Origin of the sequence: Bdellovibrio svalbardensis (genome assembly GCF_029531655.1) — a bacterium.
GTDB classification, from domain to species: Bacteria; Bdellovibrionota; Bdellovibrionia; order Bdellovibrionales; family Bdellovibrionaceae; genus Bdellovibrio; species Bdellovibrio svalbardensis.
In genome coordinates this window covers 300,901-313,363 of sequence record NZ_JANRMI010000002.1, presented here as the reverse complement: position 1 = coordinate 313,363, position 12,463 = coordinate 300,901, and the positions used below count along the sequence as shown (strand labels likewise).

14 protein-coding genes are annotated in these 12,463 nt (G+C 44.9%); 7 read left to right on the top strand and 7 right to left on the bottom strand.

Annotation, left to right across the window (positions count from 1 at the left end):
• Nucleotides 1–9 precede the first annotated feature (9 nt).
• Entirely contained in the window at nucleotides 10–294 is a 285-nt protein-coding gene (locus tag NWE73_RS06860; RefSeq protein WP_277577555.1) for a hypothetical protein, read from the bottom strand.
• Between NWE73_RS06860 and NWE73_RS06855 the strand changes: the two genes are divergently transcribed.
• From NWE73_RS06855 to NWE73_RS06840, 4 genes are all read left to right on the top strand, one after another.
• Entirely contained in the window at nucleotides 293–490 is a 198-nt protein-coding gene (locus NWE73_RS06855) for a hypothetical protein (RefSeq protein WP_277577554.1), read from the top strand. The two genes, NWE73_RS06860 and NWE73_RS06855, sit on opposite strands and share 2 nt — an antisense overlap.
• A gap of 17 nt (nucleotides 491–507) precedes the next feature.
• Nucleotides 508–822, top strand: a complete 315-nt coding sequence (locus NWE73_RS06850) for a KH domain-containing protein (RefSeq protein ID WP_277577553.1) — start codon at nucleotides 508–510, stop codon at nucleotides 820–822.
• A 241-nt stretch (nucleotides 823–1,063) separates the two neighbouring features.
• Nucleotides 1,064–2,230, top strand: coding sequence for a bifunctional 2-methylcitrate synthase/citrate synthase (locus NWE73_RS06845; protein ID WP_277577552.1), 1,167 nt, complete (start codon nucleotides 1,064–1,066; stop codon nucleotides 2,228–2,230).
• Between the two features lie 243 nt (nucleotides 2,231–2,473).
• Entirely contained in the window at nucleotides 2,474–3,376 is a 903-nt protein-coding gene (locus NWE73_RS06840) for a penicillin-binding transpeptidase domain-containing protein (protein ID WP_277577551.1), read from the top strand.
• 55 nt (nucleotides 3,377–3,431) lie between these two features.
• Here the strand turns inward: NWE73_RS06840 and NWE73_RS06835 are convergent, their stop codons facing one another.
• The 5 genes from NWE73_RS06835 to NWE73_RS06815 form a co-directional block, all read right to left on the bottom strand.
• Nucleotides 3,432–4,016 (bottom strand): hypothetical protein, encoded by a 585-nt coding sequence (locus NWE73_RS06835; RefSeq protein ID WP_277577550.1) that lies wholly within the window; start codon nucleotides 4,014–4,016, stop codon nucleotides 3,432–3,434.
• A 58-nt stretch (nucleotides 4,017–4,074) separates the two neighbouring features.
• Nucleotides 4,075–4,479 (bottom strand): nucleoside diphosphate kinase regulator, encoded by a 405-nt coding sequence (rnk, locus tag NWE73_RS06830; RefSeq protein WP_277577549.1) that lies wholly within the window; start codon nucleotides 4,477–4,479, stop codon nucleotides 4,075–4,077.
• Between the two features lie 254 nt (nucleotides 4,480–4,733).
• Nucleotides 4,734–5,327 (bottom strand): alpha/beta hydrolase family protein, encoded by a 594-nt coding sequence (locus NWE73_RS06825; protein ID WP_277577548.1) that lies wholly within the window; start codon nucleotides 5,325–5,327, stop codon nucleotides 4,734–4,736.
• A 112-nt stretch (nucleotides 5,328–5,439) separates the two neighbouring features.
• A complete protein-coding gene (locus NWE73_RS06820) occupies nucleotides 5,440–5,817 on the bottom strand; it encodes a group III truncated hemoglobin (RefSeq protein WP_277577547.1) in 378 nt (125 codons plus the stop codon).
• A gap of 110 nt (nucleotides 5,818–5,927) precedes the next feature.
• The gene (locus NWE73_RS06815; protein ID WP_277577546.1) at nucleotides 5,928–6,887 is read right to left on the bottom strand and encodes a hydrogen peroxide-inducible genes activator; all 960 of its coding nucleotides are present in this window, start codon (nucleotides 6,885–6,887) and stop codon (nucleotides 5,928–5,930) included.
• A gap of 190 nt (nucleotides 6,888–7,077) precedes the next feature.
• Here NWE73_RS06815 and ahpC point away from each other — a divergent pair, with 190 nt between their 5' ends.
• Nucleotides 7,078–7,644 (top strand): alkyl hydroperoxide reductase subunit C, encoded by a 567-nt coding sequence (gene ahpC / locus NWE73_RS06810; RefSeq protein ID WP_277577545.1) that lies wholly within the window; start codon nucleotides 7,078–7,080, stop codon nucleotides 7,642–7,644.
• A 91-nt stretch (nucleotides 7,645–7,735) separates the two neighbouring features.
• On the top strand, nucleotides 7,736–9,301 hold the full coding sequence (gene ahpF / locus NWE73_RS06805; RefSeq protein ID WP_277577544.1) for an alkyl hydroperoxide reductase subunit F: 1,566 nt from the start codon (nucleotides 7,736–7,738) through the stop codon (nucleotides 9,299–9,301).
• Between the two features lie 59 nt (nucleotides 9,302–9,360).
• Here the strand turns inward: ahpF and NWE73_RS06800 are convergent, their stop codons facing one another.
• The gene (locus tag NWE73_RS06800) at nucleotides 9,361–9,717 is read right to left on the bottom strand and encodes a VOC family protein (protein ID WP_277577543.1); all 357 of its coding nucleotides are present in this window, start codon (nucleotides 9,715–9,717) and stop codon (nucleotides 9,361–9,363) included.
• Between the two features lie 26 nt (nucleotides 9,718–9,743).
• On the opposite strand from NWE73_RS06800, the gene pepN reads away from it, so the two are divergent.
• The gene (gene pepN, locus NWE73_RS06795) at nucleotides 9,744–12,371 is read left to right on the top strand and encodes an aminopeptidase N (protein ID WP_277577542.1); all 2,628 of its coding nucleotides are present in this window, start codon (nucleotides 9,744–9,746) and stop codon (nucleotides 12,369–12,371) included.
• The last annotated feature ends 92 nt before the right edge of the window (nucleotides 12,372–12,463 follow it).

The window sequence follows — 12,463 nt, the reverse complement described above, 5'->3', positions numbered from 1 at the left end:
AACAACCGCCTAGTTTAAATCCACATCATAAATTCCGCTGCGCACTTTAAGATGACTGACCATCGGCCCCACCGTACTTTTAACTTTGTATCTGCCATCGCCAGAAACTGACTTGGAACTGAACTCGGTCCCCGAAGCCTTGAACGTCGAAACTCGGGTCGCTCCCGATTCCACAGTCGTTTGAAAAAATTGAGGACTCAGAGCCTCTAAAGAAGCCTCGATACTGCAGGCACTCAGAAGAGCTGCAACAAAAGCTAGGGTTAAGAATTTCCAAAAGTCCCAAAACACTGCCATGTTGAAAGTATCGGAAAGGAATCTCGCAATTTTGAGCGTTTATTACAGAGACGTAAAAACCCCGACTGATAAGTGCTTCCGGCTTTTCATGAAGCACCACTTTCACGGCGATGTTCCCAAGGATTATGGGGATCAAAGAATTCAGGACTCTATCAATGAGACATTGTTTAAATACATTTCCGATGATGAGCTTTAAAAAAAGAGGAAAATGCAATGAGCTCAGTACCAGTTGTGAAAGTAGTAAATAGAACTTCTGCGACAACAGATGCCCATGAAAGAATTCGCAACATTCTTCATCATTTGTTGGCGGAACTTGTTGGCTCTGAGGAGACTCTGGCTGTGAAGTTTTATGTTGGTGAAAAGACCGTCGTCTATCAGGTGGATTGCACACCTCAGGCCCTCGGTCGCGTTATCGGTACGAAAGGAAAAAACATCACCGCCGTTCGCCATATTATCGGCGCGATGATGTCACGAAACGGAATGCGTGCGGTGATAGAAATTCCTTATTTTCCATCATCTGGAAAGTAAATCCGCCCCTCAAAAAATGGCAACAAGCCAACCACAATCCAATTCAACTCCAACACGGCGTATCGACATCCCAAATTTCAAGCATTTTCGAGGAAACGATGCGCCACCAGCGCCGGAAGTAGAATACTTCAGCAGCTCCGTTCTTGACCCAAAGGATGCCAGGGACTAGTTTTAGCCATTACATTTTCATAAAATTAACACGCTGAGCCTCAAAAAGGTACGGCGTACCCAAGAGGAAAAAATGGCTGAATATATCAATCCAGATTACGTGCCTGAACCAGAGAAAATGAACGTTAAAAAAGGTCTTGATGGCGTTGTTATGGATACGTCTTCAGTATCAAAAGTAAACCCACACACTAACTCTTTGATCTATCGTGGTTACCCAGTTCAAGACTTGGCTGAGAACTGCTCTTTCGAAGAAGTGGCTTTCTTGATGTACAATGGTGAGTTGCCAACAGCGGCTCAACTTGCTGACTTCACGAAAAAAGAACGCAGCTACCGTGATATCTCTGCAACTTTGTTGAACGTAATCAAAGCTCTTCCACAAAAATGCCACCCGATGGATTCAATCCGCACTGCGGTTTCTTTCATGGGTGCTGAAGATCCACGTATCTGGGATGCGACTCCTGCAACAAATCTTGATAAAGCCATGATGTTGCTTGCTAAGATCCCAACTGCAGTTGCTGCCGACTACCGTTTCAAAAAAGGTTTGGACTTTATCCCTCCAAAAGCTGATTTGACGATGGCAGAAAACTTCTTCCACATGTGCTTCGGTAAAGTTCCACAAAAAGAAGTTGTTAAAGCTTTTGACGTTTCTTTGATCCTTTACGCTGAACACAGCTTCAATGCTTCAACTTTCACAGCGCGTGTTGTGACTTCAACTCAGTCTGATATCTACTCTGCAACTGTTGCAGGTATCGGTGCCTTAAAAGGTCCTTTGCACGGTGGTGCGAATGAGATGGTTATGCACATGATGAAAGAGATCGCGGATCCAGCAAAAGCTGAAGCGTGGATGTTGGATGCTCTTGCTAATAAGAAAAAAGTGATGGGCTTCGGTCACCGCGTTTACCGTTCTGGTGACTCGCGCGTTCCAACTATGAAAAAATATGCGCAAGTTATGGCTGATGTGACTGGCGAGCAAAAATGGATGCAGATGTACACGGCTTTGGAAAAAGTTATGGTTGAGAAGAAAAAGATCTACCCTAACTTGGATTTCCCAGCGGGTCCTGCTTACTACATGATGGGCTTCGAGATCGACTTCTTTACACCGATCTTCGTAATGGCTCGTACAACGGGTTGGTCTGCTCACATCATGGAGCAAACTGCTGACAACCGTATCATTCGTCCATTGTCTGAGTACGTGGGTGCTGAACAACGTAAAGTTGTTCCTTTGTCAGAAAGAAAATAATCTTTTCTAAATTTAAAGATTTGAAAAAGCCCAGTTCGCAAGAGCTGGGCTTTTTTTTACAGGCAGCCGCCAGTTCTTTGCATATTCACAAAACAACCAGTTAAGAAACCCCGAAAAACGACAACAGAACCATCAGAAGACTCTGCATCTCAATACTCCTTGTCTCTCTTTTGAAGAATTGAGTTAATAGAACTAACGCCGCGACTTCAACTTACTTCTTGGCAAGACTGAATGAGGCTTTTCATGGTTAAACTTGCAAAGACTTTCTTAATATCTTTTGTCGTCTTTTACTCTTTCGCCTGCACATCAACCGCCGAGAAAAAAGATACAACTCTTTATATCCCGCCAGCGCCGCCACCACCGCCTCAAATGGCATCCGCATTTAACATGTTGACCGACTCATTTGCAGACCTTGAGGGCTGCTTTCTTCTTTTTGATATGAAGCTCAATGACTACGTCGAGGAGTTCAACTCCCCTCGCTGCCGTCAACCCACCTCACCTTGTTCAACCTTTAAGGTTCCACTGGCGGTCATGGCCTTTGATTCAGGAATCCTGAAAGATGAAGACAGCACTTTTAAATGGGATGGCAGGAAGAACACCATCCTTGCGTGGAATAAAGATCAGACCGCAAAAAGTTGGATGCAAGAATCTGTAGTTTGGTATTCACAGCGAATTACACAAAAACTGGGGCGCAAAAAAGTACAGAGCTATCTTGATAAATTTCAATATGGAAACCACGACTTCTCTGGCGGTCTCACGACGGCTTGGCTCACCGGAGGGCCTGTTCCTCATGAAAATCCCAAATCTTCTGTTTTGATTTCTGGCTATGAGCAAGTTGATTTCATGAAGAAACTTTGGACTTCTCAGCTCCCCGCCTCGCAGGCAGCGATGGACCTCACTCGCAAAATCACTTTTTTAGAAATGACCCCCCGAGGATTCAAACTCAGTGGAAAGACAGGGTCCGGGTTTATGCCACCGGAGTTCAAGCAACGACTGGGCTGGTTTGTTGCTCATATTGAGGGGAAGGATCAGGAATTTATTGCGGTAGCGACTTTTAACGACAAGGGCGCCAATGATTCACTCAGTGGCGGCAAACAGGCAAAACAGATTTTGATTGAAGCTTTGAAGGCCCATGGACTTTATTAAAATTTCAGTGAGTGCGGAAGGCATTCATCGCACTCACAATAAATCATTTGAAACTTTATCTCTTGGCTACGAAAGAGAACCGAATCATTTTTTGATCGAAACCGACTCGTTCCGCATTGTACGCCGCTAAAGTGGTATTGAACTTTTCAGCAAAGATCTCCTGGTGATGAGCGAATTCAAGACTTTGACGGGAAACTGCCAAAGACAGCAGATAGTCGCTCTTGACCAATAGATTCTGAAACTCAAATTCATTGAACTTTGCGAAGGGACCCGCCTTGCGATGAGCACTGAACAAAGACGTCATACGAGTCATATGCACCATGAGCTCTTCGGCGTATTGAGCCTTGAGGGCACCTTCATCCACATTATGAAGCCATTTTTTAATTGGACTTAAAGACATGGCATCAATGATTCGACCTGCTTTATTATCCAGACTCTCCGCCAACACTGAAGCGGAACGAAGTGTATTCGTGACGTTGGGTTTGACCGGCGCACCGTGAGCAGGTTTGCCCACTCTTGTCACAGAGGAGACCTTCTGCGTCTGTCTCATTTTGAGATTCGCTTTGCGGGGCTGCGCCTCCGCTGTACCAACTACAAATAAAGCCGCCGCCACTAACAACAAGCACTTGGACTTTGTCATCAAGATCCTCACTTCGGTTCGTTGAGGATATCCAATACAAAGCCCGTGCCCAGTTGGATTAGAGGTCGAAGTTTCCTTGTGACTCAGGTTGAAACAATACTTCTTTTACTTTGAGCTTTTTCACAGCTCCATTTGGAAGTTTCCAATCAATGGATTGCCCCACGGAGAGTCCCAAGAGAGCCACGCCGATCGGAGCAAGAATTGAAATCTGTCCTTTTTCAAGGTTCGCATCTTTGGGATAAACCAAAGTCATCTCTTGCTCTTGACCTGTGACTTCATCGACAAAGCGCACTCGTGAGTTCATCGTCACAACGTTGGCCGGAATATCTTTTTGTGCGATGACATTGGCGCGACTGAGTTCTTCCTCAAGGGCAAGTCCTGTGTCACTTTCGGTCTGCGCAGCCAAAGATGACAAACGTTGATAATCAAGATCAGTAACAAAAATTCGCGATTGCGACTCCATAGAGTTCTCCTGTTGAGAGGTTTAAAATTTAAACTTAATTTTTAAAATTGGATTTTAGGAAAGTAGAAACCTTTAAAAAGGAAATACTACTTCGAATGAAGCGCGCACAACAGCTTCAAACCCTTATGGGTCTCTAAGAGCTTGTTGATAGTAGATAGTAATACTTTTGCGCACATGATTGAAACCACTATAACACGCCTACTTTTGAATTAAAACCCTAACTATTGTGAACTCTTGTGTTCTATTTATCGCAATTATTTATCATAGTTACTCCAATCAAATGGAGCCGACTTGTTAAGTGGCTTCATATTGCCAGGTCGATTCAACAAAGTTTTGACCCATATCGAAATTTCATCCACGGCTGCATCAAGATTGTTTTCATTAACAATCAAAGTGGGAATATCCAAATTGCCAACATGATTTTGTGCATCGTCAAACGGCCCCTGCACCATCACAAAGCCTTTGCAAACAGACGACTCGTGAATAGCGCGAGCGAGATACTCTGCTCCCACACTGACTCCAACACCGACAATACTTTCACGATCGGTCGTAGCTTGCTCGCTTAGAATCTTCAACCCCGCCTTAATATCTTCCACCCGCTTATATGGGGACTCCCAAGATTGCGCAGAAGATTCATCATCCCCATAAAAAGCATGATCCAAGACCATGCAGACAAAACCTTCTTCACTGAGATCATGAGCAATATGCTCCGTGACCATAGCCGTGGCCCCCGTCATTGTTCCTTCGAACAAAAGCGCAGGAGACAGCTCCGAAGTGCTTTGCGGTGGTAAGAAAAGAGCGGCTTCCAACATGCGGCCTTGAGAGGAGAATGTCACAGTGAGCTTCATACGAGCCTCCTGCTTTAAAAATAAAACTCTCTGTCGTTGGCATGTAGTAAAAGGCTTCACTTTGCCATAAAACAACAGCAAAGACTGAAGAAAGACACTGACCCTGGGAAGGTTAGTTGTTGTCCAAGAGATTCAAATTGATCATGAAGTTTCTAGCTATTCGCACCGCCCGTGCCTTTGCTTCTTCAGCCTTCAAACCGATGAAGTGATCATCGACAGTCTCAACAAAAAGTCTCAACCATTGCTCAAAATGAGCCGGCTTTAAATTCAAATGCATATGCGGTGGAAATGGGCGCCCGCGATAGGTATCTTCGCCCAACAAAAGATCTGACCAAAAGTTATAGAGCTTCGGCAAATGCTCCGGCCAATTAACTTTGGCAACATCATTAAAGATCGGACCGATCAGACCGTCTTTACGAACTTTGTCGTAAAAGCTATCGACCATGAGCTGCACGTCTTCTCTTGATTCCAAAGGTTTTCTAGTCATCATTTAAACCCTCTCATAATTCATTATGAGCTACAATTATCATTTCACCTCGCCACTGCGAGTATCCGCTCCCCACAATGCAATTCCACCGGGGGCGGTCTGGTTTTTTAAGACTAGCTAATCGGCAGAACATCCAAATCTTTGGAACGAATCTTTCTAAGTTCCTCAGGAATACACTTCAACACCGCGTCCCCTAAAGATTCAATCAACTCGCTCTTATAATGCTCACGCCGATAGACCAGCCCAATTTCGCGCGCGGGTATGGGGCGCTCAAATGGAACAATCTGACTGTGCTCACCAATTTGCTCGCTGGCTAAATACGGAACCAGCGTGTAACCGCCATAAAGATTGACCAAGTTCTTAAGTGTTTCCAAACTGCCGCTTTCAAACTTATAGCGACGATCTTTTCCTTTTCCATTTTTAATGGCGCAAAGATCCAGAACCTGATTGCGCAGACAATGTCCTTCTTGCAAAAGCCAAATATCATCTCGCCCAAGGCTGTGATATTTAATTTTCTTCATCTGACTGTATTCGTGACCTTTGTGAGTCAGGACATAAAAAGGTTCATAATACAAAGGCAGTTCAAATATCTTGGGCATTTGAGTAGGAGTTGCCAACAGACCGACGTCGATCTCATCATTATCCAGTGCTTCCAATATTTGATGAGTTTGCATTTCGCGAATGGTGAGATCCACAGCCGGAAACATCTCTTCACAAACTGGCAAAAGGCGCGGCAAAAGATAAGGCGCTATCGTCGGAATAACACCAATCACCAAGCTTCCCTGTTTCGCCCCCTTCTTTTCCTGCTGAATGATATTCTCAATTTTTTTGGCCTCAAAAAGCACGGACTGCATTTGTGCGACAAGCTTCTTCCCCACAGGCGTCAGAAGAATCGGTTTCTTAGACCGATCAAAAATCACCGCCCCTAGATCTTCTTCCAGCTTTTGAATCTGCATACTTAAGGTTGGCTGCGTCACGTAACAAGCCTCAGCGGCCTTGGCAAAATGACCATATTTATGGACAGCCATCACGTATTCGAGCTGAGTCAAAGAAAAGTTCACTTTAGGAGTCATAGCCCCTCCAACATGCCCTATTCTAGTGCAATCGAGAAAATCTATCAATTCATTTTTATTATCAATTTCCTTAAATTAAGTTGATCCCGTACTGTTGAAGACGAAAGATGTTTGCTAACAAAAGGCCATAACTGTGACTTACCAAAATGAGTCACCGTGGCCAGAACTAAAAACCCATTAAGGAGAAACAATGACAACTCTTATCAATACAAAAGTGCCTGACTTTAAAGTTGAAGCTTACCACCACGGTGAATTCAAAACTGTGACTCAAGCAGACCTTAAAGGTAAATGGTCTATCTTCTTCTTCTACCCTGCTGACTTTACTTTTGTATGCCCAACTGAACTTGGTGACATGGCTGACAAATATGCTGATTTCCAAAAAATCGGTTGTGAAGTTTATGGCGTGAGCACTGACACTCACTTCACTCACAAAGCTTGGCATGACACTTCTGAAACAATCAAAAAAATCAAGTACCCAATGTTGGCAGACCCAACTGGTTTCTTGACTCGCGCTTTTGGTGTTCACATTGAAGAAGCAGGTCTTGCATACCGCGGTACTTTCCTTGTGAACCCAGCGGGCGAAATCAAGTTGGCTGAAATCCAAGACAACGGTATCGGCCGTAATGCTGATGAGCTGTTCCGTAAAACTCAAGCTGCTCAATACATCGCTGCAAATCCTGGCGAAGTGTGCCCAGCTAAATGGACTCCAGGCAAAGCGACTTTGAAACCTGGTTTGGACCTTGTTGGTAAAATCTAGTTTTGTTTAGAAGTTCTCAGTCTCCACTCGCAAGAGTGGAGACTTCTCTCTGTATCCCGTATTGATCCTGTCTCGGCTGTAGGAGGCTGTCATGTTAGATCCACAAATGAAAGAACAACTAACTTCTGTATTTGCGGCACTTGATAAACCGGTAGAGCTTGTCTATGAAAACAGCGCCCATGACGACCAAAACGATCTTCTTGAAATGCTTCAAGATGTTGCAAGCACTTCCCCTCTGATTGTCTTGCGCAAGAATGATGGCAACAACTCTGCCATGCCTCAATTCCATATCTCTTATGAGGGAAAACATACAGGAATTGTCTTCAAGGGCATTCCCGGCGGACACGAATTTACTTCTTTGATTTTGGCAATTCTAAATACCAACCGCAAAGGAAAGCTTTTAGACAGCCTGATCGTGGACCGTGTGAAACGTTTGAATAAAAATATCACTATTCAGACATTTATTTCTTTAACTTGTGAAAACTGCCCTGAAGTTGTTCAGGCGATCAATCAATTGGCCCTTGTCCACGGCAGCCTTCGTCATGAAATCATCGACGGTGGTTACGTTCAGGATGAAGTGCAAAAATTGGGAATCCAAGGAGTTCCAAGCTTAGTTGCGAACTCCAAAATGTTCCACTCTGGCCGTATTCAACTTTTAGATCTTTTGGCCAAATTAGAAGCGACTTTTGGTGTGGATGAAACTGCAGCGCCTTCAGAGCCTATCAATAAAAATTTGGGTCACTTCGATGTCTTGGTCATTGGCGGCGGACCTGCAGGTTCAGCGGCAGCTATTTATAGCGTTCGCAAAGGCCAAAGCACTGCTTTGATCACTGAAAAAATCGGCGGTCAGGTGAATGAAACCAAAGGTATTGAAAACTTGATTTCTGTAACTTACACCGAGGGTCCTCAGTTGGCGGCCCAGTTGAATCAACACATCGCGAGCTACCCGGTCCGCGTTTTTGAAAATCGCCGGGTTAAAAAAGTTCACACTGAAAATAAAGTTAAAGCCATCGAACTGGAAAGTGGCGAACACCTCACGGCAGATTCCATCATCGTTACGACTGGCGCAAAATGGCGCGAACTGGGTGTCGAAGGTGAAAAAGAATATATGGGCCGTGGTGTGGCCTACTGCCCTCACTGCGATGGTCCGTTCTATAAAGGCAAAAAAGTGGCTGTGGTCGGCGGAGGAAACTCTGGCGTTGAAGCCGCTATTGACTTGGCGGGCATCGTTCGCGAAGTCGTGGTCTTTGAATACAACGACGCTTTGAAAGCCGATCAAATCCTGGTTGATAAACTCAAGTCTCTGCCCAACGTTTCAATCGTGACCAGTGCGCGCACTGAAAAGATCATTGGCGATGGCCAGAAGGTTCAGCAGATACAATACGTAGATCGTTCTTTGGATAAAACCGAGAAGATGGATCTGGATGGTATCTTTGTACAAATTGGCTTGGTGCCGAACAGTCAGTTTTTAAAAGACACTGTGAACATGAGCAAATTTGGCGAGATCATCGTCGATGAGAAATGCCGCACTTCGATTCCGGGTATTTACGCTGCGGGGGATGTCACGACGACTCCATATAAGCAGATCGTGATCGCAATGGGTGAAGGTGCCAAGGCGGCCCTTGCAGCCTTCGAAGACCGCATGTATCAACACTAATATTAAAAAAGGGGATTCAAGCCCCTTTTCTTTATTTCCGATTGTCTGACAGCATTTTCTTAGTTTTCAACAAGCTCAATCGAGTGACCGTCCGGATCAAGAATGATGGCCTTTTTCCCGTCTGGCATTTCTGTAGGATCCAAAATACACATGGCGCCATTGACTTGATTCAGTTGGCCAACACATTTTTCTAAATCTGTAATCCGAAAACCCAATTGCAGGCTTGGGATTTGTGATTTTTGGACGTTTTTTATCGAGTATAATGAGAACTCGACACCGCTATGCACTGCTCGGTAAACTTCACTACCCTTATCAACTTTAACGGCCTTAAATTGGAAGCCGATAATTTGATAAAAATCGAGCATGTCCTGTAGATGCATAGTATTTATTGTGATAGAAGTGAAAACCAAGCTCATTCACCTATTATCAGAAGCGAGGCACTATGAAACAAGAAAAAATTTATCTCAAAGACTATAAAGGCCCAGCTTTTTCTGTTGATTCTGTGCACCTCGACTTCAACTTGAACGAAGACTTTTGTCGAGTTCGCGCTAAAAGCGCTATTAAGCAACTGACGGCAGGCTCTGCACTACACCTGAACGGCGTCGACCTCAAACTCATTGCGGTCAAAATCAACGGCCAGGAACTTCAACCCACTGAATATCAAGTGACTGCGGAAGAGTTGATCATCCCATCCGTCCCTGCTTCTTTCACATTGGAAATTGAAACGCAGCTGGAACCGCAAAACAACACGTCTCTGGAAGGACTTTACAAATCCAGCGGTATCTTCTGCACTCAGTGTGAAGCTCAAGGATTCAGAAAAATCACTTACTTCTTCGACCGCCCCGATGTGATGACATCTTACTCTGTGACCATTGAAGCAGATAAAAAGAAGTATCCCGTGCTGCTTTCAAATGGCGATCGCATTAAAACTGAAGACTTGGGTAACGGCCGCCACAAAGCTTACTGGAGTGATCCGCATAAAAAGCCTTGTTACCTCTTTGCTCTGGTCGCTGGCGACTTGGGCGTGATTCGTGACACCTTCACCACAACTTCAGGTCGCAAGGTGAATTTGGAAGTTTATGCCTCCCATGGCAAGCAAGATCGTTGCTGGCATGCTATGGACTCTTTGAAAAAAGCCATGACTTGGGATCAAGATGTTTATGGACTTGAATACGATTTGAATGACTACATGATCGTGGCGATTGATGATTTCAATGCCGGTGCCATGGAAAACAAAGGCTTGAATATCTTTAACTCCCGCCTGGTGCTGGCCGATTCTTCTTCGGCAACGGATACAGACTTCCACTCCATTGAATCCGTCGTCGCGCACGAATACTTCCACAACTGGACTGGAAACCGTGTGACCGTGGCGAACTGGTTCCAATTGTCTTTGAAAGAAGGCTTAACCGTCTTCCGTGATCAGGAATTTTCTGCGGATATGACTGAACGCGCGGTGCAAAGAATTGAAGATGTCGATGCCCTTCGCGCAGGACAATTCGCAGAAGACGCAGGACCCAACGCTCACCCCGTTCGTCCAGAGTCATGCATGGCGGTTGATAACTTCTTCACCATGACAATCTATGAAAAAGGATCCGAGTTGATCCGCATGATGCAAACAATTGTCGGTCGCAAAGGTTTCCGCAAAGGCATGGATGAATACTTCCGTCGCCATGATGGACAAGCTGTGACCACAGAAGATTTTGCAGCAGCGATCTCTGAACCTAACGGCAAAGACTTCTCTCAATTCAAACGCTGGTACAATCAATCCGGAACACCGGTTGTTTCTGTGCTTGAAAAATTCGATGCAGCGGCGGGAGAGTATCATCTGACTTTGGAGCAAAGCTGCCCACCCACACCGAATCAACCCACCAAGGAACCGTTCCATGTTCCTTTGATGATGGGACTTCTGGACAAAAACGGCAAAGAACTCGCTCTGAACTGCGAGCACATCACCCAAAATACGGATGGCAAACATCTGATTGAACTGAAAGATCACAAAAAGACTTTTGTCTTTAAGGGAATCAAAGAAAGACCTGTGCTTTCAATCTTGAGGGAGTTTTCTGCACCGGTGAATTTGCATTGGGAAGCTTCTGAAGATGATTTGTACTTCTTGATGGAAAAAGACACGGACTCATTCAACCGTCGTGAGATGGCACAAAAGATGGGTCTTCGCGTGCTTTCAAATCTCATTGCCAAAGCTCGCAAAGGTGAAGCTTTGCAGGTCGACGAAAAATACATCAATGCACTAAGCGCGGTAATTCGCGATCCAAATATCGACCCATCATTCAAGGCGAAGATGTTGCAGCTTCCAAGCTATGCGGTTTTGGCGCAGGTCGAACCAGTTTTGGATGCAGAAGCGTTCCATAAAGCTCGAGTTACTGTGCGCAAAACAATTGCCAAGATGAACAAAGCGGCTCTTCTGGAAACTTACCGTCAATTTCATGGTGTGGAGCCAAAAAGCCGCGATACCAAAGTCTTCGGTCATCGTCAGCTAAAAAACCAAGCCTTGTCTTATCTTGCTGAGTTGCAGGATCCAGAGATTCTGGAAATCGTAAATAAGCAGTATTGGGATGCGCAAAACATGACCGACCGTATGACGGCCCTGACGATTTTGGCTGACTCACAATCAGAGTATCGCGAAAAAGCTTTGCAACATTTCCACGACGAATGGAAAAACGACTCTGTTGTGATCAACAAGTGGTTCACAGCTCAGGCGTCGGCAACATCTCGTCCTGATGTATTGAAAGATGTGATGGCGCTCACCCAGCACCCGACTTTCAATTTGCAAAATCCAAACAACGTGTATTCATTGCTTAGGGCCTTTAGCGCAAACATCGTGCGCTTCAATGATCCGAAGTTGAATGTCTATGAAGCTTATGCGGATAAGATCTTGGAAGTCGACGCAAAGAATCCGCAAGTGGCGGCTCGTCTGTGCTCTGCTTTCAACTTCGTTCAAAAATTGGATCCCGTGATGAAAGACAAAGCTTTGACACAAATCAAGCGTATGGTGGCCGCGCCAAATCTCTCCAAAAATTCTCGAGAGCTTTTGCAATCTGCCCTGACAACGTAAAGAGTACGGACTTACTTTTTTGATTCTTCAATAAGTCGCCTGCTCCATTAGAATAAAAAAAAGGGATCACTAATGATCCCTTTTTTATTACG

Excerpts from the sequence above, each read along its gene's own strand:
- pepN (WP_277577542.1), top strand. The coding sequence starts at position 9,744 with ATGAAACAAGAAAAAATTTATCTCAAAGACTATAAAGGCCCAGCTTTT.
- NWE73_RS06800 (WP_277577543.1), bottom strand. The coding sequence starts at position 9,717 with ATGAGCTTGGTTTTCACTTCTATCACAATAAATACTATGCATCTACAG.
- NWE73_RS06855 (WP_277577554.1), top strand. The coding sequence starts at position 293 with ATGTTGAAAGTATCGGAAAGGAATCTCGCAATTTTGAGCGTTTATTAC.
- NWE73_RS06820 (WP_277577547.1), bottom strand. The coding sequence starts at position 5,817 with ATGATGACTAGAAAACCTTTGGAATCAAGAGAAGACGTGCAGCTCATG.
- NWE73_RS06850 (WP_277577553.1), top strand. The coding sequence starts at position 508 with ATGAGCTCAGTACCAGTTGTGAAAGTAGTAAATAGAACTTCTGCGACA.
- NWE73_RS06845 (WP_277577552.1), top strand. The coding sequence starts at position 1,064 with ATGGCTGAATATATCAATCCAGATTACGTGCCTGAACCAGAGAAAATG.
- ahpF (WP_277577544.1), top strand. The coding sequence starts at position 7,736 with ATGTTAGATCCACAAATGAAAGAACAACTAACTTCTGTATTTGCGGCA.
- NWE73_RS06840 (WP_277577551.1), top strand. The coding sequence starts at position 2,474 with ATGGTTAAACTTGCAAAGACTTTCTTAATATCTTTTGTCGTCTTTTAC.
- ahpC (WP_277577545.1), top strand. The coding sequence starts at position 7,078 with ATGACAACTCTTATCAATACAAAAGTGCCTGACTTTAAAGTTGAAGCT.
- NWE73_RS06860 (WP_277577555.1), bottom strand. The coding sequence starts at position 294 with ATGGCAGTGTTTTGGGACTTTTGGAAATTCTTAACCCTAGCTTTTGTT.
- NWE73_RS06835 (WP_277577550.1), bottom strand. The coding sequence starts at position 4,016 with ATGACAAAGTCCAAGTGCTTGTTGTTAGTGGCGGCGGCTTTATTTGTA.
- rnk (WP_277577549.1), bottom strand. The coding sequence starts at position 4,479 with ATGGAGTCGCAATCGCGAATTTTTGTTACTGATCTTGATTATCAACGT.
- NWE73_RS06825 (WP_277577548.1), bottom strand. The coding sequence starts at position 5,327 with ATGAAGCTCACTGTGACATTCTCCTCTCAAGGCCGCATGTTGGAAGCC.
- NWE73_RS06815 (WP_277577546.1), bottom strand. The coding sequence starts at position 6,887 with ATGACTCCTAAAGTGAACTTTTCTTTGACTCAGCTCGAATACGTGATG.